Below are 23,578 nucleotides of genomic sequence, written 5' to 3'. Positions count from 1 at the left end.
GCTGCCAGTTGTCTAACCACCATTACATACGCTTTCGTCTAAATCTAGGCTACGATCAGTTTTTGGCTGTCTATCAGGGCATCGCAAAAACAGTAGTAGCCAGAGCCGATGATGGACGCAATATTTCCTTTCCCGCCGGCAATATACAGCGATATCTAAGTAAAAATGGCATACAAGGCTATTTTGAACTAGAACTGACCGAAAAAAATAAATTTATTGCCATCAAAAAGCTGGATTAACGCCACGTAAACTAAAGGTAAATTGTGGTTGAGCTACAGCAAACTGCATCAATTAGCAAAAAATCAAATGCAGCTCGCTCATCCTAACGTAGGATGATGGCATGGACTTCTCCCCACCCCTAACGGTGTCATAATGCACCTGGCAAATAAACAAGGGTAAGGAGAAATCCATGATCAAGAATAACGTAATTGGTTTAGATTTAGCAAAAAACATTTTTCATCTGGTGAGTTTTAATGCTGAACTGAAACAGATTAAAAAGAAAGTAAAGCGAGCGGATTTATTGTCGTACATAGCGAACTTGCCAGTCAGTATCATTGGTATGGAAGCCTGTGGAGGCTCGCATTATTGGGCGCGAGAAATCAAGAAACTGGGGCATGAAGTGGTATTGCTGAATGCCCGTTATGTGAAAGGGTTTGTGGTGGGCAATAAAAATGATTATAACGATGCAGAGGCTATTTGGACGGCAACACACCAACCGAAAAGACGAACAGTTTCGCTTAAGACGCTTGAGCAGCAAGATATTCAAATGCTGCATCGATTGCGTCAAAGTACAGTGGATGAACGGACGGCGGTGGCGAATCGAATTCGGGGTTTTTTAGGTGAGTGGGGAATTGTGCTGCCTATAGGCATCAATCAGCTCAGAACGCACCTCACTGAAATTATTGAAGATGCTGAGAATGGTTTAAGCGTGATCAGTCGAAATCTGTTTGCCAAACAGCTTGAAAAACTCAAGGAATTGGATAAAACGATCAAAGAGTATGATAAGCAGATTGATCAACTCTGTATTCAGAGCGAATTATGTCAACGATTTGTAGAGGTTCCAGGTATAGGAGCCATTACGGCTACTATGGCTGCATCGGATATAGGGGACGGTAAAGGCTATACCAAAAGCAAAAATTATGCAGCCAGTTTAGGCATTGTACCCAAACAGCACACGAGTGGTGACAAGGTGGTGTTGTTGGGTATCAGTAAACGAGGTAATGGCTATCTGCGAACTTTACTGATTCACGGCGCCCGATCAGTCTTGAAAAACTGCCAAGGTAAAACAGACTCGCTAAGTCGATGGTTGCAGGCGCTAATTGAACGACGTGGTTTTAACAAAGCGGCCGTCGCACTGGCCAATAAAAATGCCCGAATTTTGTGGGTAATGGCTACACAAAATAAGAGGTATGAGGTTAGGTCCGCCGATGTAGTCATGTCGTAGCGTGTAGGCCGGGTTATCCACGCCTTACCCAACACCTACACGTGATAGAAGGGTTCCGGTGTTGGGTAAGGCGTGGATAACCCTCAGTTGATATGATTAAAAGTGAATGGTGTAACACAGAGTAAAACAGATTGCGGAGGCAAGTAAATCCAATTGATGATAACAACAGGTCAGACCGGTGCTATTTATCCCGTTCAAGCACATAGATTTTAAAAATCGTTAGGATGTTTGTGGAAATAGCGCGCGAATACGTTCATCAAGGTTCAGTGGTTAAATTAATCAACCTCTAATTGAAACCGAATATATGGCGGCAATCTTGATTACTTTTGAAATCATTCATTTTGGTAAAATTTGTCTTGCAATAGGGGGGAAGTCCATATATGTGGTGAGCGACAGCGAACCGCATCAATCGGCAAAGAAGAATTTCCGGCTGGATAAAAAATTAATCTAACAACGCCTGTATACGACTATGACAGGAACCACAGTGCGTGCCTGCTTCCAGACACAAGCCAACCGCTTCAACGCTGCAAAGTTTATGTTTTTTAATAGCTGACTTTATACTTTCTTCATCCACATTAAAACAATAACAAACGGTAACGCCCTCCTCAGCAGCTATTTCTGTCGTCACAACTTGCATCTGTATAACTTCATTTTCCGCAACTTGGGCTGTTTGCTTACCTAGCCATGGGCTAAACCAACGACTTTTTGGAGGGCTGTGTTTTTCTGTCATATCTTTGCTCGTTACCCATTCAAGTAAGTTTAAAATAAGCGAATTAATGTATGGAAGCAACGTGAGACGCATTAATCGCCACTGTTACGCTACAATCCATAAATATATGTTAGCGAAGCTTAACTGATAAAACCTACAGTATGCGTCACAGTTCAGCACATCAACGATTTTAGGGGACAAAAAAAAGGTGTCTGATTCAAAATCGAGACACCTTTGTCAATAATTATGACTAGTTACAGACTCAGCAGGAGACTTGATAATAGTAAAGCAGAAAATATGCCAACCTATACAATCCAGAAATAAAGGCAATTTACCCACTTTAATTTTTAAAAAGCCCCGCTAACGCACCAGTAAATAGCACCAAAAGCGTAAAAACGCACCAACTTAAGGCGCTAATATCACCCAATTGACCTAACAAACGATAATAGATTCGCCCTGCCCTATATCACTCTGGAAAACTGCTGTTGTTTCTGTGTCAGATATTTATCAAATACCATACAAATATTACGAATCAACAAACGTCCGGCTGACAACACCTTGACGCCCTGGCTTGATAACGTTAACAAGCCATCTGTTTGCATTATCTGTAAGTTTTCCAATTCCGGCGCAAAATAACTGCTGAAATTGATACTAAATTCGCGTTCTATGCGACTAAAATTTAGATCGAAATGACAGATTAACTGTGTAATCACCGCGCGGCGCAATTTATCATCCTGATCCAGATCTACACCACGAAACACAGGCAGTTTTCCATCGGCAATGGCTTCACTATATTCAAATAATTCTTTCAAATTTTGCATATAGGCATCGCCGACCCGGCCAATTGAGGTTACCCCCATACCCACCAGATCACAATCCGAATGCGTGGAATAGCCTTGAAAATTGCGATATAACTTGCCTTCACGTTGTGCTATGGCCAATTCATCGTCCGGTCTGGCAAAATGATCCATGCCTATGTACACATAACCCGCATCGGACAGCTTTTTTCCCACCATTTGCAATATATCCAATCGCACAGAGGGCGCGGGTAAATCCGCTTCATTAATTTGGCGCTGCGTTTTAAAGCGACTGGGCATGTGCGCGTAATTAAAGATCGAGAAGCGATCCGGCACATACTCCAGCACTTCATCCAGCGTTCTGGCAAAAGTGTCTTCGGTTTGCAGCGGCAATCCATAAATTAAATCAATATTGGTGGACCGAAAACCTTCCCGCCGGGCAGCTTCCAGCACGGTAAAGGTTTGTTCTTTGCTTTGCAGACGATTAACGGCTTTTTGTACCGCCGGATCAAAATCCTGTAAACCCAGACTAATGCGATTAAAACCCAGGCCCCGCAGTTGCGCAATGGTTAAATCATTAGTTTCGCGCGGGTCTACTTCAATTGAATACTCGCCGCTGTCATCATTATGCAAATTAAAATGTTCGCGCGTAGCCAACATCAGGCTTTGCATTTGTTCAAAACTTAAAAATGTGGGCGTTCCACCGCCCCAATGCAACTGGTTTACCTTGCGATTTTTATCAAACAAAGCCCCTTGCATGGTGATTTCTTGTAACAAGCTTTCCAGATAAGGTACTGCATGCGCACGGTTTTTGGTAATAATCTTATTACAGGCGCAGTAAAAACATACCGTGTCGCAAAACGGTATATGAAAATATAAAGATAACGGGCCACCCGCCGCATTGGATTTGTCTATGTGCTGGCGGTATTCGGCATCAGCAAAACCTTCATGTAATTCCAGCGCGGTTGGGTACGAAGTATAACGTGGCCCGGATTTGTCGTAACGGTGGATTAAATCCAGATCGAATTTGATTGATTGATCCATTAGGGCACTTCTTGATTAATAAGTAGGCTGACAGCCTGTGATTCGGTGGTGACATCCAATGCAGAGCTGCCGATTAAATCACCACTTTTGGGTATGGCATCGCCAGATTTAGACACTCTAGCGACTATTTTTAATTGTTTAAAATCAGCCAGATGTATACCGGGTTGCATGGCCATACTGTCATTAAGTTCCACAGTCAACGGTAAATCGGCCATTTTTTTACGCACAATGGCCAGCGGCATTTTCATGCCATTTAACGCCTGTGCATAAATAAATACGGTTTGTTGTGGTTGCGTAGCGGCTTTTTGCGCGGGTGCAATATCCACACTCACTTGAATACGGGTGGTAATAGCAACACTGGCTTGGCTAGCACTGCCCGCCTCTTCTTCAGCTTGCTGCGCCGCCAGTTCGGCTATCATTTGTTGCACTTGTTTACTGCCATCCGAATCGGGCGGTAATTGCACTAATAGCTTATGCCAATAATTCAACGCCTGCTTAGTATCGCCCTCTTCTGCTTTTGCCATACCCGCCAACCATAAAGCGTTGCCATTATCCGGTGCTTTTTTTACTGCCTTTTCTATCAATTCTGCCGGTTCACCTGCAAGTTGACCGTTATTATTCATAGCTAAACAGTTCGCGTAATTCAGCATCACTTCAACATTGTCCGGTTGAAACTGATAAATGCGGGCAAACACATCTTTGGCAGCCGGATAGTTTTGCACATACATATAAGAACGACCCAGCATTAGCCATCCTTCTAAATCTTCCGGATTTTGTTTCAGGCGCTCAATAATTTGCGGTATCATCATTCTGACATTACTCAGATGTTGATCGGTTTCCTGTTGCATTTCAATTTTGCTTAACGCTTCCGGCTCACCCAGGCCCACATACAAAGCTAAACTCAGCAAAGGTAAAAACAGGATGATAACAGCTATCATCCAGCGGCCATTGCTTGAATCCTTTATTGCAACCGACTTACGCGTATCGATCTCATTACTCAGATTAGCCTGTAACTCCTGATATTGGGCGTCAAACTGGTGTTGTAGTAAACGACCATCTTGCAATTGCTGTTTTAATTCAGCCAACTGCTGACGGGCAATTTTTAAGTTACGTTGTTCACCATCAACAACCACTAGCTCAGTCTTTTTTAATAAAGGCAAAAGCAAAATAATTAGCGCAACAGCAATCATGGTCGCGACTATTAACCAAAATTGAATATTCACTCCTGATCACCCTTTTCCAAAAGCTTTTGCACACGTGATTGCTGTTCTGCATTCAGTTCAGACGCAGTCGCTTGTTTATTGCGCCGTTTAATAATGAGTAATACCGTGACTAGCCCACCCAGTAAAAATACGGCTGGCCCTAACCATAATAAAGCCGTTTTTTCGTTAAACAGCGGACGGTACAACACAAAGTCGCCATAGCGCTCGGTCATATAATCCACAATCTGCGATTTTGACTGCCCTTTTTGTACCATTTCATAGACTTGCCGGCGTAAATCTTTGGCTAAATCCGCATTGGAATCGGCAATAGTCTGATTTTGACAAACCAGACAACGCAACTCCTTAATCAAATTTAGATAAATTTGTTCTTGTTCTGGTTGTTTAAAGTCATGATATTCAACCACGGCACTTGCCAGTGCGGCATAGCTAAACAACAGTAAAACCATTACAAATTTCATACTGTCTCCGCCTGTAATTTTTGTATGAGCGGTAAAAACACACGCTCAACATCGGCAGGCGTAACAGGACCTGTGTGTTTGTAGCGTATAACGCCGTGTTTATCAATCACAAAGGTTTCAGGTACCCCATACACACCGTAATCAATACCGGTACGACCATCCTTATCCATAATACTTAGCTGATAAGGATTACCGTGTTTTTCCAGCCACAGATTAGCCGCATCACTTTCGTCTTTATAATTAAGGCCAATAATTGGCAATATCTGCTGTTTGGCCAATTGTATTAACACGGGATGCTCATCACGACAAGAAACACACCAGGATGCCCATACATTAAATAACCAAACCTGGCCTTTTAAATCCGCCGTTGCTAAGCTTTTTTCCGGATTTGCCAATATCGGCAACACAAATGCAGGCGCGGCTTTGTCGATCAAAGGTGACGGAATGTCTTTGGGATTAAGTTTCAAACCCAAAGCTAGAAATACGGCCAGACCAATAAACAAAAACAAGGGAATTAAATATTTAAACATGCGCAGTGGCCGATTGTTTTGGAGTGATACGATAACGACGATCACAAGCCGCCAGTAAACCACCGCAGGCCATGAATACGCCACCCATCCAAATCCAGCGGATAAAGGCTTTATAATAGATACGTAAGCTCCAGGCACCATCGTCGCCTAAGGGTTCACCAATGGCAACAAACAAATCCCGAAATACGCCTGCATCAATGGCAGCTTCGGTCATCGGCATTTTTTGTACGCGGTATACACGTTTTTGCGGTGCCAGCTCAGCCACCACTTCGCCTTTATAACTGACGGTTAAATAACCTTGTTGCGCACGATAATTTGGCCCTTCGGTTTGTTTAATACCGTGAAACTGAAAAATATAACCAAACAAATCCAGGGTTTCTTCAGGTGCCAGGCGCACATCGCGTTCGATACTGTATACCGAAGTAAAACTAATACCAATCACAAACACTGCTATACCCAAATGCGCCAGCGTCATACCGTAAAACCCCGCGGGAATTTGCTTAAAACGCTGCCAACTAAAGGTTTGCAAACGTTCTTTAAAGGCCAGTAGCGATATAGAGGTCGTCCACAAAGCCAACAAACAGCCCAACGCTGCCGCCCAGGAATAAAAAGGCATTAATAATGGCAGAGCCAACGCAATAACCACACAAGCAACAGCCAGACCGATTAAACGTTTACTTAAGGTTTTAAGATCATCGCTTTTCCAACGTAATAACACCCCAAAGCCTACCACCAACGCTAAAGGAGCCATCAAAGGAATGAACACCGCATTAAAATAAGGCGGGCCAACCGATAGTTTTCCGAGTCCCAGCGCGTCTATCACCAGTGGATACAAAGTACCCAGTAAAATACTGGCAGCAGTCACCACCAGTAATACATTATTAATTAATAGCACAGATTCTTTGGAGACCATTTCAAAGCGAGCCGTACTTACCACTTGCGGGGCGCGAATAGCGTAAAGCAATAAAGAACCGCCCACCACTACCGATAAAAATACCAGAATAAATACACCACGGGTTGGATCGCTGGCAAAGGCATGCACAGACGTCAATACCCCAGAACGCACTAAAAAAGTACCCAGTAAGCTTAAAGAAAACGCAAAAATAGCCAGTAACACGGTCCAGGTTTTAAACACCCCACGCTTTTCGGTAGCTGCCAGCGAATGCGTCAGTGCGGTACCAACCAGCCACGGCATAAACGAGGCATTTTCAACGGGGTCCCAAAACCACCAGCCGCCCCAGCCTAATTCATAGTAAGCCCACCAACTGCCTAAGGTGATACCCATGGTTAAAAACGTCCAGGCAACATTAGTCCAGGGACGCGACCAGCGCGCCCAGGCGCTGTCTAACCGGCCTTCTAATAAAGCCGCAATGGAAAAGGCAAAAGCCACCGAAAAACCGACATAGCCCATGTAAAGCATAGGCGGATGTATGGCAAGACCTGGGTCTTGCAATAACGGATTCAAATCACGGCCTTCCACAGGAGACGGAAACAAGCGCGTAAAAGGATTGGAGGTAAATAATAAAAACAGGATAAAACCCACACTCACCAAGCCCATAACACCTAACACGCGTGCCCGAGTAACATCGGGTATAGACTTGCTAAAAGCAGCCACCAAACCTGTCCAAATCGATAAACACAAACCCCACAACAATAAAGAGCCTTCGTGTGCGCCCCATACACCGGATATTAAATAGATTAACGGTAATGCGGTATTCGAATTTTGGGCAATATAGGCCACACTAAAATCATGTGTTATACAGCTATAGGTTAAGCTGGCATAAGCTAAGCCCATAAACAATAATTGTCCATAAGCCGTAGGCTTTGCCAAGGCTACCCAGCCGCTGATAGAACGTGCAGCACCGATAATCGGTAACAAGCCCTGTATCACAGCCATACACAAGGCCAGTATTAATGCGAAATGCCCTAACTCCGGGATCATTTTGACTCCATAGGTTTTTTTAGACTGCCCGCTACTTCCGGCGGCATATAATTTTCATCGTGTTTGGCCAACACTTCTTCAGCGATAAACACACCACGCGCATCCAAGCGGCCTTTTGCCACAATACCCTGCCCTTCTCTAAATAAATCCGGCAAAATTCCGGTATATTCAACCACAACTTCTTTACTGAAATCGCTTAAAGTAAAGCGCACCAACAAACTGGCATCGGGACGTTGCACACTGCCTTTTACCACCATCCCGCCCAAACGAAAAGCAGCATTCGATGGCGCTTTGCCCTCGACCACATCGGTAGTTGAAAAGAAATACATCAGGTTTTGATTAAATGCTTGCAGAGCAAAAGCAGCCGCCAGCCCCAAACCCAGCAACATTAAAGCGATCAACATCAAACGGCGTTTTCTGGCTGGTTTCATCGGTTTCCGCGTTTTTGTCTAAGAGATAATTGGCGTAGCAATTGTTTACGCTGCACAATAGGTAACACAATATTGATTAACAACACCAGAAAGGTAATGCCATAAGCCGACCATACATAGAATGCATAACCACCCATGGCAAAAAAAGTTTGCAGGGTCATACCTGATTCTCCAGCAGCGATTTCACCCATTGCGAACCCGATTCACGTTTGAGTAATTCCAGTTTCGCCGCTTGTAAAACAGCAATAAGGTAATAAAATTTAAAAGCTATTGCCATAATCAGTAATGGCACCAGCATGGTAACGTGTATAGAGGGTTTATCCATTTTGGTAACAGTAGGCCCCTGATGCAAGGTGTTCCACCATTCAACTGAATAATGGATAATGGGAATATTCACCACCCCAACCAAGGCCAATATAGAAACAGCACGCGCGGCATTGCGCTGATCTTCAATCGCGCCATGCAAGCTGATAATGCCTAAATACAAAAATAACAGTATCAATTCTGAAGTGAGCCTGGCATCCCATACCCACCAGGTTCCCCACATAGGTTTGCCCCATAATGAGCCGGTTACCAGCGCAATAAAGGTAAAACCGGCGCCAATGGGCGCACTGCTAATCAACATCACTTCAGCCAGCTTGATACGCCAAACCAGAGCAATACCGCCCATAATGGCCATTAACACATAAATGAACAAAGACATCCAGGCCGCTGGCACATGGATATAGATAATGCGATAACTATCACCCTGCTGATAATCGGATGGGGCCAAATACAAACCACCATACAAACCTGCCAGTAAAAGCACCCCAAAGATCACTGTCAACCAGGGTAACAACCGATCCGCTAAGGCATAAAAATGCGGCGGTGAAGCGGTACGATGAAAAAAACGGCCAACAGCATCAGGAAAAACAGACATATTAATTAACACTCATTTTTAAGGCAGCTGTGGTGGGTAATGGTACCAACACCAAAGCCAGGAATAATAAAGCCGTCAGCATGTTTAACTGTGCATTGACTGGCAAACCGCTAGCAGCTCTATCCACAGCACTACTGGCAAAAATCAGTACCGGCACATATAAAGGCAACACCAGTAGCGATAAAAGCATCCCACCTCTGCGTAAACCCACCGTTAGAGCTACGCCAATAGCCCCGATTAAACTAAGCAAGGGTGTAGCTAAGATCAAAGTGAGCAATAAAGTTCCCATGGCTTGTTCAGGCAAACCTAAAAACATGGCCAATAAAGGCGCGACTAATAATAAAGGTAAGCCAGTCACCAACCAGTGCGCAATAATTTTACCCAACACTAATAGCGACAAGGCATGCGGACTGAGTAGCATTTGTTCTAGCGAGCCATCTTCAAAATCGGAACGGAACAAGCCATCCAGCGATAATAAGGCCGCCAGCAAAGCCGATACCCAAATCACACCCGGCGCCATGCTTTGTAATAAATGCGCTTGCGCGCCCACTGCCAAGGGAAATAAAGTCACCACCAGCACAAAGAAAAACAATGGATTAGCCATTTCAGCCCGACGACGAAAAGCCAATAACAAATCACGGCGAATAATGGCAAAAAAAGCAGAACTTAATGACATGAATCTAAATGAATACGCTGTAAGTGCATATGCGACAAACTTAAATCGTGATGCGAGGTTAAAATCACCATACCGCCCTGCTGCACATGGTTAACCATCAGTGTTTCAATTAATTCTATGCCTTGTCGGTCTAAAGAAGTAAAAGGTTCGTCCAGTATCCACACCACTGCATGGGTAATTAACAAACGCGCTAACGAGACCCGCCGCTTTTGGCCAGCCGAAAGCGTATGCACTAGATTATCATCAAAGCCGGCTAACTCTACTTTCTGTAAAGCCTGTTCGATAGAATAAGCACCGCTGTGTTGTAAAGCCAGGGAAAATTGTAAATTTTCAAGTACCGACAGTTCCTTTTTTAGTCCATCGGCATGTCCCACATACGCCATATCCGCATAATAGGAACTTTCATCCAGCGTTTGACCACACCAATAGATAGCACCCGCATCCGCTTCGCGAAAACCGCATAATATGCGTAGCAGAGAGGTCTTACCACTGCCATTACTGCCTTCCAATAACAGCACCTGCCCAGGTTTCAAGCTAAAATTAAGTCCAGAAAACAACAACCTATCATCACGACTGCATGACAAATCTGTAACGACTAAAGCGGTTTGTTGCGAATTTTCCATGACTCCTGATGAGTGGCGCAGTTAAATGGGGGTATATCTTACCAAGAAATGCAGCATAATTTATAATTTAGAACACATGCCTAAAGTCGTACACGCATTTTTTAAGCTTTAGAGGTGGATTATCAACTTAACATCCCAAACGCAATTAGAGTAAGGCGTTTGATTTCCAGTTAGCTTGTGATAGCCTAAACCCAACTTAACTATTCATTGTTATACTTAGCCTGCCAACATCAGCACGCACATCAATCGCGCTAGATGGGCGTCACAAGGCTGCATAGTTAGCAAAAGCATACCCTCAACCATCAAAATTAGGCATAGTACGTTATGACTGACGATAACCTACAGAATCAAACACAATCGCAATCTCTGCTGGTGAATATTCAAAACGCGTCCGACCCAGCCTTTGAACGCAAAATATTTGCTGAAGTGGCGAGTGAAGGTCAGCAATTGGGTAGCATATCCGATGTAGTTGGAATTTTGCTGAACACCTATGAAAAAAGCGTTTCAATAGCCGATCCCAGCATAACTAAAACGATCCAACAGTTTCGCGATATACAGCAACAAATTGCCAATAAAAAGAAAGAACGCTCGGCACAACAGGTGATTGATGCGCTAGAAACCATGCGCAGCGAAGATAACGAAACCTATTTGTTAGTGGCTGCCAGTCTGCGTAAATGGTTGGATGATCATCCTGATGTGAGCAATGATTCAAAAAAATAACTCCGATAATCTAATACTTGGCAAGTGTGCGCTGACGTACCGACTTTGTTCAAAATTATCAGTAATATTAATTCTAGCAATGCCTCCGCATTTCAAAACATTCACATACGATAAACCAGTTGTAGCATGCTAGTAAAAGCAGTAAATTCTTGTCCAATATGTCTTCAAGCTAATTCATCTGAAAGGATACCAATATGAACACTCAAAATTTAATCAAAGTATGGGATCTCCCGCTTCGAATTTTCCATTGGCTGCTTGTTGCGGGCTTTATCATTGCTTACCTAACAGAAGATGATCTGTTAACACTACATGTTTGGGCTGGGTATCTGGTTTCAGGACTATTGGTTTTTCGTATTGCCTGGGGATTTATGGGTAACGAATATGCCAAATTCAGTCATTTTCTGGTTACTCCTGGACAAGCTATCCTCTACATTAAAGAGCTGATGGCTTGCAAAGCAAAACGTTATTTAGGACATAACCCGGCCGGTGCGGTCATGATTTTATTATTATTGCTTAGTTTAACACTGACGGTGATCAGCGGCTTTGCCGTTTACGGTGCAGATCAAGTGGCTGGTCCATTCGCAGGGATCGGATCAAGTAACGAAAAAATGTGGGAAGAATTGCATGAGTTTTTTGCTAACACTTCATTAGTCTTGGTTTTTATTCATGTGACCGGTGTAGCCTATGAAAGCTATATCCATCGAGAAAATCTGGCAAAAGCCATGCTAAATGGCTATAAAAAAATATCGACGGAATCCAGAAACAAACTTCAGGAGTGATAGCTTTCAAAATTGCTTGCAATATTGATAAGTCTAAAGGGAATTGAGCAAATGCCGACCAGAGTTTTAGGTGTTGCCTCCCGTACAAAAAAAGGCTGGATTAAGCAAGTAAGCTATGTTGTACGTAAATGGTATCATCAACTTATTCAGCATAATGAAACACCTTATCGTATCGCCATGGGGTGTGCTTGTGGCATTTTTAGTTCCACGCTGCCGGTTTTTGGGCAAACCTTTATCGCCATTCTATTTGCCCGGCTATGCGGTGCCAGTGTCTTGGCAAGTGTGCCTTGGTCATGGATTTCAAATCCACTGACAACGTTACCCATCTGGTATGCTGGATACAAACTTGGCCTGTGGCTTTTACCCACACAAGAAAATACCCTGAGTTATGCAGAAATCAAAACATACCTGCAGAATTTCGAAACCATTAAAGGATCTCAAGAACTGGTGGCGATATCTTCTGGCATATGGGACGTGCTTAAGCCACTATGGTTAGGTACAGTTTTGATGGGAATTGCGCTGGCTTTTCTGGGCTTTGCTGTAATCTATTGGATGCTAATCGTAAAACAACGTCGCCGCCTGTACAGACGCCATTCAGGGCAGCCCATGAAAACCTTTAAGCCTTTACATAATGATTTTAAGGGAAAGTCAATGACAGAAAAAAAGTCATCTAGTACCCAAAGCTCAACTTTTGAGAACAGTATTGCCGGATTAAGTATTCTGGGTATTTGTAGTTACTTGGTATTTCACACGTTATTAGATAGAGGGCATCAAGAGTATACCCTCTCATTAAATTTCGCATTCTCATCAAGCCTTGCCCATCTGTTTGATGGTTACCAGCAATTAAGCTTAGAAGTGGCGCAACTGCCACTCCTGGCCGTCTTAGTCGTGGGTGGCATACCACTGGTCTTTAAACTATGCGTGAAACTGTTTAAAGGTGAATTTGGTGCTGACTTGCTGGCAGGCATATCGATTATCACCGCCGTGTTGCTGGATGAATATTTGGCTGGCAGCCTAGTGGTGTTGATGCTGTCTGGTGGTGTTTCGCTTGAGAATTATGCGGTACGTAAAGCATCTTCAGTGCTGGAAGCTCTAGCTAAGCGTATGCCATCAGTTGCACATCGAAAAATAGATGCCACACTTAATGACATTAGCACAGACCAAGTCAAAATTGGCGATACCTTACTGATTTTACCTCACGAAATCTGTCCCGTAGACGGTACCGTGCTAGACGGTGAAGGCTGCATGGATGAATCCTATTTGACCGGCGAACCTTATATGATGTCAAAAACCACCGGTTCACCCGTCATGTCTGGGGCAATCAATGGGGATGCGGCATTAACCATTAGAGCAGACAAACTTGCAACGGATTCACGCTACTCCAAAATTATGGAAGTCATGCGCTCTTCCGAACAGTACCGTCCCAACATCAGACGTTTGGGAGATCAACTGGGCGCGCTTTATACACCATTAGCGGTTTTAATCGCGTGCGCAGCCTGGGTAGTGAGCGGCGATGAAATGCGATTTTTGGCAGTATTAGTGGTTGCAACACCTTGTCCATTACTAATTGGCATTCCAGTCACCATTATTAGTTCTATTTCGCTGGCGGCGCGTCTTGGAATTATCATCAAAAATCCGGCTATTCTTGAAACCATCGGCGCATGCCGCACAGCTATTTTTGATAAAACCGGTACATTGACTTATGGACGCCCGACCCTGACTGCATTGATTCCTGACAGTCATTATAAAGAACAGGAGGTATTAACCTTAATTGCCAGTTTGGAACGCTACTCTAAACATCCACTGTCCAGCGCCATTGTTAAAAAAGCCGAAAAATCCAACATCGTCTTATTAACCGTGGCAAATATTACCGAGTTGCCTGGACAGGGGCTGAAAGGTGATGTTGCAGGCAAACAAGTTCAACTAACCAGTCGTAAAAAATTTATTGAGCAACAACCCAATAAAATGGACTTATTACCGCCAACCACAGGTGGCCTTGAGTGTGTTGTACTTATTAATAATACTTATGCTGCGACACTGCAATTTCGTGATGAAGTGCGTTCGGATAGTTCATCATTCATTCATCACTTACGCCCCAAGCATCTTTTTGAAAAAGTGTTATTGGTTTCTGGAGACCGGGAATCTGAAGTTCGTTATTTGGCTGAACAAGTTGGGATTAAGCATGTATATTTTAGCCAAAGTCCTGAACAAAAATTGGACATTGTCCGTAACGAAACGCAGACAGCAAAAACTCTATTTCTGGGTGATGGCATTAACGATGCCCCCTCATTAACAGCCGCTACCATCGGCATTGCTTTTGGGCAAAATAGTGATATTACGGGTGAAGCTGCGGATGCAGTCATTATGGATAGTTCACTATTAAAAGTCGATGAACTGCTTCACATCGGCGAACGCATGCGTAGTATTGCTTTGCAAAGTGCAGTGGGTGGTATGCTTTTAAGTGTGGTGGCCATGGCATTTGCAGGATTGGGTTACTTAACGCCAGTTGCTGGGGCAATTACCCAAGAAATTATCGATGTTTTTGCAGTTTTAAACGCCTTGCGTGCCGCTTTTCAACCAAGATCAATTTCAGATTATGCATTGAAATAACATTATTACATAAATGCTAACTAAGCAAATATTAAAATAGCAACTGTGAAAGGATTTACCCCCACAATGACTAATTGGCCAGTAAAACTCGTGCCAACTCTTTGGTGGACACAAAGCGTTTCTCAAGTTGCTCGGTAATATACAGTTGCTGGTCGTTAGCGATACCTAAATCCAATAACACGCTATCCGCTACCCAATCAGTTTGATGAAATAATGCAGACACCATTTTGGCTGCACTACCCACCAACAGTATTTGCAGCGGTGTATTGACCGACACCTCCGGGTTACGATGCTGGGCAATAACACTGGTTAACACTTCGGGTATTTCCATGTGTCTTGCTATCCAAGCTCCTATAGCACAGTAATCTACCCCCAGGCTTTGCTGAAATGTCTGATTCACGCAAACGGATAAATGTGTACTGGTGTGATTTAATACTTGGTCGGTTTCCAAGGCAAAATTATCGGCCAACCACAACAAACCGATATTATGCAAAATACCGCTACTACGCAAAATGGGTTCAATATCTAAGGGATAAGGCGTTTTGTCCGGTATGTGGTTGAACAACAACACAGCCGTTTCTGCCACCAACAAACTGGTGGCCCAATGACGGATAGGTTTAAAAGCGGGACAGCGGGCAGTATTAAAACTTGAAGAAACGGCAATGGCAATACTGACACTTTTGATCAGTGCATTACCCAGACGTATACAAGCCGCTTCAACGCTGGTCACTGGTATAAGCGGGCTGGCCCAGGCGGAGTTTGCCAAACAAATTAAACGCGCACTGATAACCGGATAATGATAAATGACATCGGACATTTGCTTTGGCGTCATGTCATTATCGGCAAGCGCTTCCAGCAAACGCTGAATATTCATCTTTAATGGCGTTATACGAATTTGATCTTTATATTTTTCCAGAAAGTTGATAGGTAAACTGTCGGCTGGATATATCTGGCTCATTGATACTTAGGTCATTAATTGTTTTGCCGTATAGTGTAATCAATATTGAGCAAATCCGGTATTTTCTCGCTACTAACCGGACGGCTGAAAAAATAGCCTTGCACTATTTGACAACCCAAGCCCTGCATTACCAAAGCCTGATCTGCGTTTTCCACTCCTTCAGCAATGATGATATAACCTAAAGCATTGGCCAAACCAATAATCGTGCCAAGCAATAAAGCCGTATGGGTATTGGTTAACACGTCATCGACAAACACCTTATCCACTTTTAAGTAATCTAAAGGCAGTTGTTTCAAAGAGGCCAGACAAGAATAACCGGTACCGAAATCATCAATGGCGATGGTTAAGCCTAACTTACGTAATTCTGTGAATATGTGTAAAGAGCCTTCTGTTTGCAAGGCACTTTCAGTCACTTCCAGTTCCAAATATTGTGCCGGTATTGACGTTTCTTTCAATAACTCCTGAATGGTGATCAATAAGGCCGGATCTTGAAAATGTTTGGGGGCAATATTGACTGCAACTTTCATAAATGGCAAGCCTTGCGCACGCCATTGTAAAATTTGCTGACAGGCGTTGCGTAATACCCAATTACCTAATTCAACAATCAACCCCATACTTTCTATCAGTGGAATAAAATCATTGGGGGGTATCATGCCTTTTTCTGGGTGCTGCCAACGCACCAACGCCTCCATAGCCACCATCCGCCCGGTCTGCATAGAAATTTGTGGTTGATAATGCAGCAAGAACTGATTCAGTTCAAACGCTTCCAGTAACATTTGTTCAATTTCAAAGCGCAGCAGATTCTGACTGGACATTTCTTCAGAATAAAAAACATAGCGTTGTTTACCCGCTTGTTTAGCGGCATACATGGCTGCATCAGCTGCTTTCATTAAATCGGTCTCATTGCTACCATCATTCGGATAAAAGGCAATGCCAATACTGGCGCGAGGCTTGATAGACTGTTGATTGAGCTGCAAGGGTTGATTAATTGTATGCAGGCAACGCTCTGCTATTTCGGCGGCACTGTGTTTGTCGGCAATACCATCCAATAATATACAAAACTCATCGCCACCCAGTCTGGCAGCAAAATCAATATCGCGAATCACCAGTTTAATGCGCTCAGCGACGGTTTTAAGAAATTCATCACCCACATCGTGACCAAAACTGTCATTGATAGATTTAAAGCCATCCAGATCGATAAATAAAAAGGCAAATTGTTGTTCATGGCGATGAGCATAGCCAATAAAATCGTCTATGCGTTTATGGTAATAAGCCCGGCTAGCCAAGCCAGTCAAATTATCAAAATAAGCCAATTGATGCATTTGTTGTGCGGATTGTTTTTGGTCACTAATATCTTGTACTGTGCCAGTAATCAGGATATTATTGTTGTCGGTTAAAGTTTCGATTTCCTGATGCACATCAATATATTGGTTAACACCGACTTCAATACGATATTCAATAGCAGTATGTTTTAAATTAATAATACTGTCTTTAACCAAGTGTCTATCTTCTGGATGTATTAGCGCTAAATAAGCATCCAGAGTCTGATCAAATGTTTGCACAACAATGCCGCACAACTCGGCTAAATGCTCGGAAATTACAAATTGTCTGCGGCTTGCATGCCAGGTCCAATAACCTAAACGGGCTATGCGTTGTGCCGCACTTAATTGAATCTTGCTAGTTCTTAGTTCGGCAGTGGTCTGACTGGCGCGGAAGTTAAACCATAAGCGATTAACTAAAATTGGATAATTTAAGGGTTTAATTACAAAATCATTGGCACCAGCAGCAAATGCCAGATTAATGGATTCCAAATCGCCTAATCCGGTTGCCATAATGATAGGCACATCCGACATTTCGGGTAAATTACGCATGGCACGGCAAGTTTCAAAGCCGTCCATTCCTTCCATAACGGCATCTAATATGACTAAATCAGGCGTAAGTTGCGCAATAAGTTGCAGTGCTTGTCTACCACCACTCGCTTCAGTGACAGAAAATCCAGCTGTATTTAACGCCATGCGGGTGATAGATCGAAAATTACTCTCATCATCCACCAACAGTAATCTGACTACGCTTGATTCGTTTTCATCAACTTGTTTATTGACATTGAAATCGTGAGCAGCAACACTGTCAATTTGTTTAGCCAAAGCGATAATAACCTGTGGCAATAAAGCCTCTAGGCTGTGCATAACTCCGGATAAAGCATCTATATCCTCTTTCCTAGCCAAATTCTCTATGGATTGGCAACAAGCGGCTAAACCAACAGCACCCAAGTTAGCACAGACTGATTTCAAACCGTGTGCAGACTTCATTAACGCGCTGTAATTTTGTTCCGCTATAGCAGCTTTTAATTCCATCAAGTTCTGCGGGGCGGAATTAATAAACAGACGAATTGCATTGTTTGACAATGTTTCACCATTATCGGTGACAATGCCCCTTAACGCATCCAATGCCTCTAGGTTCAGTAAAGCTTCATCACTTGCTAATGGTTCTGGCAATGTTGCGATAAGTTTATGTTCGGGGTGAACATGTTCAATCTGTGCCGCGTTAGAGAGTGTGGGTAAAGTTAACCATTTACCGATGATGGCCTGTAATTGCTGTTTATTAAATGGCTTACTTAAATGACCATCCATACCCGCCTCAAGGCATTGTGTTTCTATGCCTTTTTGCACATCCGCCGTTAATGCAATTATCGGTATGCGCCTTTGTTCTAGCGTGGTTTGTTCGCGCAGCCGTATAGTTTTGGTCGCTTCAAAACCATCCATTTCCGGCATATGGCAATCCATCAAAATTAGATCAAATTGTTTATCGGCGCACATTCTCACTGCTTGCAAGCCGTTACTAACCACTTCAACCTGATAACCCAGATCGCGCAGCATGTAGAGACCTACTTGCTGGTTAATGGCTTGATCTTCAGCCAGCAGTATCCAAATACTCTTGTCAGGACGTTGATTTTCAGGGATGCAGTTTGTAGAAGAAGCGTCGCAGCAGGCCATCATGTTTGCAGTTAATACATCTAGCAAACAATTTAACAGTTTTTGTTGGATAATGGGTTTAGTCAGAAAACAACTAATACCAAAATCTAACTGATTCCCCTCATCAATCTGTATATTGTCCGAACTTAGCATAACCATCGGAATAGCGTGATAACGTGGATCGTGATGAATAATTTTTGCCAGGGTTAGACCATCCATTTTTGGCATATGCCAATCTAACACTATCAGTTGAAAGGGTTGTTGATTGTTAGTTGCGCGCTCTAAACTCTCCAACGCTTCTACACCACTAGCAACACAGCTTACTTTTACACCCCAGTAAATTAATTGATTGTATAAAATATCACGATTAGTCTCGTGATCATCTACCACCAAAATGGGAATACCTTGCAATATGGTGATATCTGCTTTGTGTAAAGTGGTATTGGCGCTACGCTCCAGTTTTAAACTAAAATAAAAGCGAGACCCCTTATCCAGAGTACTACTCACTTGCAATTGGCCACCCATTAAATCCACCAATTGTTTAGAAATAGTCAAGCCCAAACCCGTGCCGCCGAAACGCCGGGTAATGGAACCATCTACCTGCGTAAAACTTTCAAAAATCAGTGCGTGTTGCTCAGGGGCAATGCCGGTCCCGGTATCAATTACTTCAAATAATACGTGTAACTGCTGATCGTTATCGGGTGTCAAGCAGCTGGCTTTTAATTGAATTTCGCCGAATTGGGTAAAATTAATAGCGTTGCCCAGTAAATTAATCAATACCTGGCGTAAGCGTTCGCCATCGCCTCGAACCATACCAGTCAAATTAACGGGTAAATTCAAGATTAATTCAAGATTTTTATGATGCACTTGGCTAGCCAGCATTTCCGAAGTTTCTTCCAGTAAGGCTCGGATATCAAAGTCATACAGGTTTAATTGAAACTTATTCGCTTCGATTTTAGAAAAATCCAGAATATTATTGATAATGCTTAATAATGTTTCAGCAGAGCGATAAGCGGTTTCAGCCAAATGAGTTTGATGTTTGTTTAACGAGGTATTAATTAACAGCTCAGTCATGCCCAGTACTCCGTTCATCGGGGTACGGATTTCATGACTCATAGTTGCCAAAAATTGCGACTTGGCTTTACTAGCTATTTCTGCCTGTACTTTTGCGCTGATTGCTGCTTTGGTAATATTGAAGTTATTGCGAATTAATTGCACCAGCACAACCATAAACAGCAAGTTCATCACGCCAACAGCAATGCCTAAGTAAAGGTTGATTGCAGCCGCTATTTGCGAAGCTCTCAGTGTGTTGACAAAATTAACATAATTAACACTACGAAAATGACGAATATTCTCACGTAAACTAAGCAGGGATTGGTTCATTTCTGCTGCCAAGCCAGCTTTGTCTTCGCCGCCATTATGCAAAAGGGTTAATGAAGTCTGTTTTGCCAGTTCAAAATAATGTTTAAATTCAACTTTTAGCTGATTTATATCGGCTGCTTGAGCCTGATAAAGTGTTGCCATTTCTGCAAAATTTTTGTCAGCTTGCAGATAAATCCCCGTGGCGATGTCAATGTCATTACGTTCACCCGTCATGACTGATTGCATTAAATGTTCTTCTACATGATCAAGCCTGACAATATTGGCATCTATGCGCTCTAAAACAGGAAAGTACACCTCTTTGATAGTGGAAATTTGTGCGTTGTTTTTAATGGAGGTGTGCAAACTGTAAATGATAAAAACCATGAATACCAGAAATGCAACCCCAACCATGAGCATAATTTTACGCATGGGATATATTTGTGAGTATGCTTTAGCGGGCTTTGGCTTCTCTGTAGCCGGCTTAATGGGTAGCTGTAATAATTTTTTAATGTTCATCATGGCGTAAATACCACCTTTAAAGAATTGTTAAGCTCTGATTTTTCAATGTAACCAATTATTTTGGGATTGGCTGCAATCAGTTTAAGCAATTCTGTGCTAGTAACAATCTCTTTAGGCGGATTGCCTTGACCAGAGAATACCATTTTTGACCAATAGGATTTTAGCTGTGAATTGGATTTTTCAGTAACCTTGCGATGAAACTCATCATGAGCAGTGGACTCATCAAGCTGTTCTATCGGTTCGGCCTGATTACCATCGGGAAAAGTTGATGTTTTGCCCAGGAAAATAGCCGAAATCTTTTCTTTATCCAACTGGCTTACACTGGATTTGGCACTGACCACTACCACAATTTCGGCTTGGCTGGGATAGTGTAACAACATTAAAAATAGAAACAGGTAAACGGGTTTCATGCCAGCACCTTAAAAAACAAAGTCAAGGCTGACACTGAACACATCTACTTGCGTGGGGCCATTTCCAAAACCGGGTTGCTGATTAACAAATAAGCCACGACCGGTTCCCGCTAAACCGCCCTTGGTGGTAGTCTGTATATGATCCCACTGGCCTTTTAGGGCTAAGTTTGACATAAAATCATAACGAAGACCCAAGCTGATGGTATGTTGATCCATGGCATTAGCTTGAATAATACCCGTTACTATTTGATTAACAGTCGATCCAAATAGTAAATTGGTATCGCTATTGTAAGTAGCGGGTGAGTCATTATGGTAATTGGAATAGGTTAAATAAGGAGTAAACTTTTGAATATGTGCGCCGCTACTCACATACCAAGTCGTGACCCCTGAAACAAAACTGGTTTTAGCCGTGCGCTTTCCAAATTCCCCCATCACAAAATAATCGCCATTATCCCAGTTAAGACCAAAGGAACTGAAACTAACATTTTTACGTCTGGCACTGACTTTGTTGTATTGCGTACAGGCAGTCTGATCAAAACCTGATTGGCAGATACTATTTAAAGCCTTGAGTACATCATTGAAATTATCAGGCATGCCGATTAAATCGCCATCACTAAAGCCGGCACGTAAGGTTAAATTACTATAGGTAGCCGACACGTTAATACCGAGTATATTATCACTTTTAATTGAAGCGCCATTCCTCGGCAAAGCCAGTTGAGTTACACCAAAATAGGGCTGTATCAACCAACTAATATTACCTGTTGTCGGACGCCATAAAAAGTCTAAGCCTTCCATACGATCTAGAGGTGCCGTATAGAATTCGACGGGTGGTCTAATCCAGGGATTGGCATAATTAACATCCAGATAATCAGACAACATATAGATTGCTGGCCGAATTCGACCGGCACGAACCTCCAGATCGGGTATGATTTTGAATTTAGCAAAAGCCCATTCCAATACTGGCGTAAAGGATTTATTGTACTGTTGTTTAGATAGGCCTTGAGCGGTAAAGCTTAACCGATCAGTTGCTTGATAACTGAGTTGCATGCCCAGCTTGCTATCCACCACCAAACTAGTATCATTGGTCCAGCCTGCCCCGGCGGGTTGAAATATAGTATTAGCAACAAAATCGGCACCGCCACTGCTGCTATTGACCAGGCCGCCCGTACCAAAGCCTTTTAAGGTAAAACCATAACCGAGATCGATAGCCTGAACATTTCTTGCAAATAAACAATAGAAAGCAAAATAAAAGAGCTGATTAATTTTCATTAAAGCTTAAATTTTGTCGATTTAAATAGTTAAAAATCATAATAAAATTCTTCATAAGATTCACCTTTCAATTGTATAGTTAATAGAGTTTAAATTAATTTTTAAATTGTAAGAATGTGATGAGAATCAAACAAATACATTTAACATTTATGGCTACTTATTATGCTTCTTTTAATCCTTAAATGGACTGCCATTTCATAAATAAAAGCGTGTTAAGTAGTTAGCTATTTGAATAGCAAGCAGATTACAAATTCACTATGCACTACCATGTGCTTAGTTAGAACTTGATGGAATATGTTGACCCTACGGCCCCGACAAGCGTCATTCCAGCATTATTATTGGAAAAATATTTCCTGATGTGTATCAAAGCGGCACTTTCAACAAGCTCAGTAAGAACGGTCGTTATTTTCATTTTAGAGAACTTCGAAAAACCACCCTTCGACATGGTTCACCTGAGCAAAGTCGAGGGCTCAGGGCGAACGGCGGCATTTATATATCAATAAGTTACCGTACATACTGAGCCTGTCTAAGCACCAAAGCCAGGTTTTTCGAAGTTCGCTTTATTTCTTAGACTGCCAGTACTTACAACACATCTTCCAGTTTTTATCAACAAGACCAATCCAGAAGTGATAGATATCCAATAAATTTTAAATAAACTACGCAATAGTTACTTTTACGTATAGAATTTTTTATATTCTCACCTATAGTCACTTAATAATTCGTTTAAAATTCTTTAGGAAATAAATATGCGCTACTGGATAGGAGTTGCATCAAGGGACCATGTCATGCAGGGCATTGCTGGTGGTTTTTGTCAGCTTTGTCACGGCAAAGCTCAGCCACTAAAACGCATGAATGTAAACGACTGGCTTATTTATTATTCTCCTAAAACAGTGTTTAATGAAGATAAACCCTGTCAAAAATTTACTGCAATTGGTCAAGTTGTAGGTAGCGATGTTTATTCATTCGAAATGACACCTTTATTTATTCCGTACCGCAGAGACATAAATTTTCTAAATGCAATAGAAGTCCCCATCCGTCCCTTATTGGACAGGCTTTCATTTATTAGAGATAAAAGCAAATGGGGATACGTTTTCCGGTTTGGTTATCTAGAAATTCCGCAAGCAGATTTTGCATTAATAGCCGAAAACATGCTCGTGGAAAATAGTTAAGGTGCTGCTCAAAG

At 42.6% G+C, this 23,578-nt stretch carries 21 protein-coding genes; 6 read left to right on the top strand and 15 right to left on the bottom strand.

Annotated elements, in window-relative coordinates:
• The first annotated feature begins 8 nt into the window (after nucleotides 1-8).
• A complete protein-coding gene (locus ABH008_RS12280; RefSeq protein ID WP_347985911.1) occupies nucleotides 9-239 on the top strand; it encodes a DUF2835 domain-containing protein in 231 nt (76 codons plus the stop codon).
• Between the two features lie 170 nt (nucleotides 240-409).
• Nucleotides 410-1,444 (top strand): IS110 family transposase, encoded by a 1,035-nt coding sequence (locus ABH008_RS12275; protein ID WP_347985910.1) that lies wholly within the window; start codon nucleotides 410-412, stop codon nucleotides 1,442-1,444.
• A gap of 442 nt (nucleotides 1,445-1,886) precedes the next feature.
• On the opposite strand, the gene ABH008_RS12270 is transcribed toward ABH008_RS12275, so the two are convergent.
• The 11 genes from ABH008_RS12270 to ccmA form a co-directional block, all read right to left on the bottom strand.
• On the bottom strand, nucleotides 1,887-2,174 hold the full coding sequence (locus ABH008_RS12270) for a (2Fe-2S)-binding protein (RefSeq protein WP_347985909.1): 288 nt from the start codon (nucleotides 2,172-2,174) through the stop codon (nucleotides 1,887-1,889).
• 440 nt (nucleotides 2,175-2,614) lie between these two features.
• Nucleotides 2,615-3,994, bottom strand: coding sequence for an oxygen-independent coproporphyrinogen III oxidase (hemN, locus tag ABH008_RS12265; RefSeq protein WP_347985908.1), 1,380 nt, complete (start codon nucleotides 3,992-3,994; stop codon nucleotides 2,615-2,617).
• The gene (gene ccmI, locus ABH008_RS12260) at nucleotides 3,994-5,217 is read right to left on the bottom strand and encodes a c-type cytochrome biogenesis protein CcmI (protein ID WP_347985907.1); all 1,224 of its coding nucleotides are present in this window, start codon (nucleotides 5,215-5,217) and stop codon (nucleotides 3,994-3,996) included. Before ccmI ends, hemN begins: the two co-directional genes overlap by 1 nt.
• Nucleotides 5,214-5,675, bottom strand: a complete 462-nt coding sequence (locus ABH008_RS12255) for a cytochrome c-type biogenesis protein (protein ID WP_347985906.1) — start codon at nucleotides 5,673-5,675, stop codon at nucleotides 5,214-5,216. The genes ccmI and ABH008_RS12255 overlap by 4 nt, the downstream gene beginning before the upstream one ends.
• Nucleotides 5,672-6,205 carry a DsbE family thiol:disulfide interchange protein gene (locus ABH008_RS12250; protein ID WP_347985905.1) on the bottom strand — a complete coding sequence of 178 codons (534 nt, stop codon included), beginning with the start codon at nucleotides 6,203-6,205 and terminating at the stop codon, nucleotides 5,672-5,674. Before ABH008_RS12250 ends, ABH008_RS12255 begins: the two co-directional genes overlap by 4 nt.
• Nucleotides 6,198-8,147 carry a heme lyase CcmF/NrfE family subunit gene (locus tag ABH008_RS12245; RefSeq protein ID WP_347985904.1) on the bottom strand — a complete coding sequence of 650 codons (1,950 nt, stop codon included), beginning with the start codon at nucleotides 8,145-8,147 and terminating at the stop codon, nucleotides 6,198-6,200. The genes ABH008_RS12250 and ABH008_RS12245 overlap by 8 nt, the downstream gene beginning before the upstream one ends.
• The gene (ccmE, locus tag ABH008_RS12240; protein ID WP_347985903.1) at nucleotides 8,144-8,578 is read right to left on the bottom strand and encodes a cytochrome c maturation protein CcmE; all 435 of its coding nucleotides are present in this window, start codon (nucleotides 8,576-8,578) and stop codon (nucleotides 8,144-8,146) included. Before ccmE ends, ABH008_RS12245 begins: the two co-directional genes overlap by 4 nt.
• Entirely contained in the window at nucleotides 8,575-8,739 is a 165-nt protein-coding gene (gene ccmD / locus ABH008_RS12235) for a heme exporter protein CcmD (RefSeq protein ID WP_347985902.1), read from the bottom strand. The genes ccmE and ccmD overlap by 4 nt, the downstream gene beginning before the upstream one ends.
• The gene (locus ABH008_RS12230; protein ID WP_347985901.1) at nucleotides 8,736-9,497 is read right to left on the bottom strand and encodes a heme ABC transporter permease; all 762 of its coding nucleotides are present in this window, start codon (nucleotides 9,495-9,497) and stop codon (nucleotides 8,736-8,738) included. Before ABH008_RS12230 ends, ccmD begins: the two co-directional genes overlap by 4 nt.
• Before the next feature lies 1 nt (nucleotide 9,498).
• Complete coding sequence (gene ccmB, locus ABH008_RS12225) at nucleotides 9,499-10,173, bottom strand: heme exporter protein CcmB (protein ID WP_347985900.1); 675 nt, start codon at nucleotides 10,171-10,173, stop codon at nucleotides 9,499-9,501.
• Nucleotides 10,164-10,796: a cytochrome c biogenesis heme-transporting ATPase CcmA gene (gene ccmA / locus ABH008_RS12220; RefSeq protein ID WP_347985899.1), complete on the bottom strand. Its 633-nt coding sequence runs from the start codon at nucleotides 10,794-10,796 to the stop codon at nucleotides 10,164-10,166. Before ccmA ends, ccmB begins: the two co-directional genes overlap by 10 nt.
• Before the next feature lie 324 nt (nucleotides 10,797-11,120).
• Here ccmA and ABH008_RS12215 point away from each other — a divergent pair, with 324 nt between their 5' ends.
• The 3 genes from ABH008_RS12215 (at nucleotide 11,121) to ABH008_RS12205 (ending at nucleotide 14,905) form a co-directional block, all read left to right on the top strand.
• On the top strand, nucleotides 11,121-11,516 hold the full coding sequence (locus tag ABH008_RS12215) for a hypothetical protein (protein WP_347985898.1): 396 nt from the start codon (nucleotides 11,121-11,123) through the stop codon (nucleotides 11,514-11,516).
• 194 nt (nucleotides 11,517-11,710) lie between these two features.
• A complete protein-coding gene (locus tag ABH008_RS12210; RefSeq protein WP_347985897.1) occupies nucleotides 11,711-12,295 on the top strand; it encodes a cytochrome b/b6 domain-containing protein in 585 nt (194 codons plus the stop codon).
• Between the two features lie 51 nt (nucleotides 12,296-12,346).
• Nucleotides 12,347-14,905 (top strand): heavy metal translocating P-type ATPase, encoded by a 2,559-nt coding sequence (locus ABH008_RS12205; protein WP_347985896.1) that lies wholly within the window; start codon nucleotides 12,347-12,349, stop codon nucleotides 14,903-14,905.
• A 70-nt stretch (nucleotides 14,906-14,975) separates the two neighbouring features.
• On the opposite strand, the gene ABH008_RS12200 is transcribed toward ABH008_RS12205, so the two are convergent.
• Genes ABH008_RS12200 through ABH008_RS12185 form a run of 4 tightly spaced genes read right to left on the bottom strand, consistent with a single transcriptional unit; the run spans nucleotide 14,976 to nucleotide 22,395 of the window.
• Nucleotides 14,976-15,863: an HDOD domain-containing protein gene (locus ABH008_RS12200; RefSeq protein WP_347985895.1), complete on the bottom strand. Its 888-nt coding sequence runs from the start codon at nucleotides 15,861-15,863 to the stop codon at nucleotides 14,976-14,978.
• A 14-nt stretch (nucleotides 15,864-15,877) separates the two neighbouring features.
• The gene (locus tag ABH008_RS12195; protein ID WP_347985894.1) at nucleotides 15,878-20,716 is read right to left on the bottom strand and encodes an EAL domain-containing protein; all 4,839 of its coding nucleotides are present in this window, start codon (nucleotides 20,714-20,716) and stop codon (nucleotides 15,878-15,880) included.
• Nucleotides 20,713-21,126, bottom strand: coding sequence for a phosphate ABC transporter substrate-binding protein (locus tag ABH008_RS12190; protein ID WP_347985893.1), 414 nt, complete (start codon nucleotides 21,124-21,126; stop codon nucleotides 20,713-20,715). Before ABH008_RS12190 ends, ABH008_RS12195 begins: the two co-directional genes overlap by 4 nt.
• 9 nt (nucleotides 21,127-21,135) lie before the next feature.
• On the bottom strand, nucleotides 21,136-22,395 hold the full coding sequence (locus tag ABH008_RS12185; protein WP_347985892.1) for a hypothetical protein: 1,260 nt from the start codon (nucleotides 22,393-22,395) through the stop codon (nucleotides 21,136-21,138).
• A gap of 746 nt (nucleotides 22,396-23,141) precedes the next feature.
• Between ABH008_RS12185 and ABH008_RS12180 the strand changes: the two genes are divergently transcribed.
• A complete protein-coding gene (locus ABH008_RS12180) occupies nucleotides 23,142-23,564 on the top strand; it encodes an EVE domain-containing protein (RefSeq protein WP_347985891.1) in 423 nt (140 codons plus the stop codon).
• Nucleotides 23,565-23,578: the final 14 nt, after the last annotated feature.

It is taken from the genome of Methylomonas sp. AM2-LC (genome assembly GCF_039904985.1).
Lineage (GTDB): Bacteria > Pseudomonadota > Gammaproteobacteria > Methylococcales > Methylomonadaceae > Methylomonas.
This window is presented reverse-complemented; position numbering and strand designations above follow the sequence as displayed.

Excerpts from the sequence above, each read along its gene's own strand:
- ABH008_RS12250 (WP_347985905.1), bottom strand. The coding sequence starts at position 6,205 with ATGTTTAAATATTTAATTCCCTTGTTTTTGTTTATTGGTCTGGCCGTA.
- ABH008_RS12195 (WP_347985894.1), bottom strand. The coding sequence starts at position 20,716 with ATGATGAACATTAAAAAATTATTACAGCTACCCATTAAGCCGGCTACA.
- ABH008_RS12205 (WP_347985896.1), top strand. The coding sequence starts at position 12,347 with ATGCCGACCAGAGTTTTAGGTGTTGCCTCCCGTACAAAAAAAGGCTGG.
- ccmE (WP_347985903.1), bottom strand. The coding sequence starts at position 8,578 with ATGAAACCAGCCAGAAAACGCCGTTTGATGTTGATCGCTTTAATGTTG.
- ABH008_RS12230 (WP_347985901.1), bottom strand. The coding sequence starts at position 9,497 with ATGTCTGTTTTTCCTGATGCTGTTGGCCGTTTTTTTCATCGTACCGCT.
- ccmB (WP_347985900.1), bottom strand. The coding sequence starts at position 10,173 with ATGTCATTAAGTTCTGCTTTTTTTGCCATTATTCGCCGTGATTTGTTA.
- ccmD (WP_347985902.1), bottom strand. The coding sequence starts at position 8,739 with ATGACCCTGCAAACTTTTTTTGCCATGGGTGGTTATGCATTCTATGTA.
- ABH008_RS12210 (WP_347985897.1), top strand. The coding sequence starts at position 11,711 with ATGAACACTCAAAATTTAATCAAAGTATGGGATCTCCCGCTTCGAATT.
- ABH008_RS12245 (WP_347985904.1), bottom strand. The coding sequence starts at position 8,147 with ATGATCCCGGAGTTAGGGCATTTCGCATTAATACTGGCCTTGTGTATG.
- ABH008_RS12180 (WP_347985891.1), top strand. The coding sequence starts at position 23,142 with ATGCGCTACTGGATAGGAGTTGCATCAAGGGACCATGTCATGCAGGGC.
- hemN (WP_347985908.1), bottom strand. The coding sequence starts at position 3,994 with ATGGATCAATCAATCAAATTCGATCTGGATTTAATCCACCGTTACGAC.
- ABH008_RS12270 (WP_347985909.1), bottom strand. The coding sequence starts at position 2,174 with ATGACAGAAAAACACAGCCCTCCAAAAAGTCGTTGGTTTAGCCCATGG.
- ABH008_RS12275 (WP_347985910.1), top strand. The coding sequence starts at position 410 with ATGATCAAGAATAACGTAATTGGTTTAGATTTAGCAAAAAACATTTTT.
- ABH008_RS12190 (WP_347985893.1), bottom strand. The coding sequence starts at position 21,126 with ATGAAACCCGTTTACCTGTTTCTATTTTTAATGTTGTTACACTATCCC.
- ccmA (WP_347985899.1), bottom strand. The coding sequence starts at position 10,796 with ATGGAAAATTCGCAACAAACCGCTTTAGTCGTTACAGATTTGTCATGC.
- ABH008_RS12185 (WP_347985892.1), bottom strand. The coding sequence starts at position 22,395 with ATGAAAATTAATCAGCTCTTTTATTTTGCTTTCTATTGTTTATTTGCA.
- ABH008_RS12200 (WP_347985895.1), bottom strand. The coding sequence starts at position 15,863 with ATGAGCCAGATATATCCAGCCGACAGTTTACCTATCAACTTTCTGGAA.
- ABH008_RS12255 (WP_347985906.1), bottom strand. The coding sequence starts at position 5,675 with ATGAAATTTGTAATGGTTTTACTGTTGTTTAGCTATGCCGCACTGGCA.
- ABH008_RS12215 (WP_347985898.1), top strand. The coding sequence starts at position 11,121 with ATGACTGACGATAACCTACAGAATCAAACACAATCGCAATCTCTGCTG.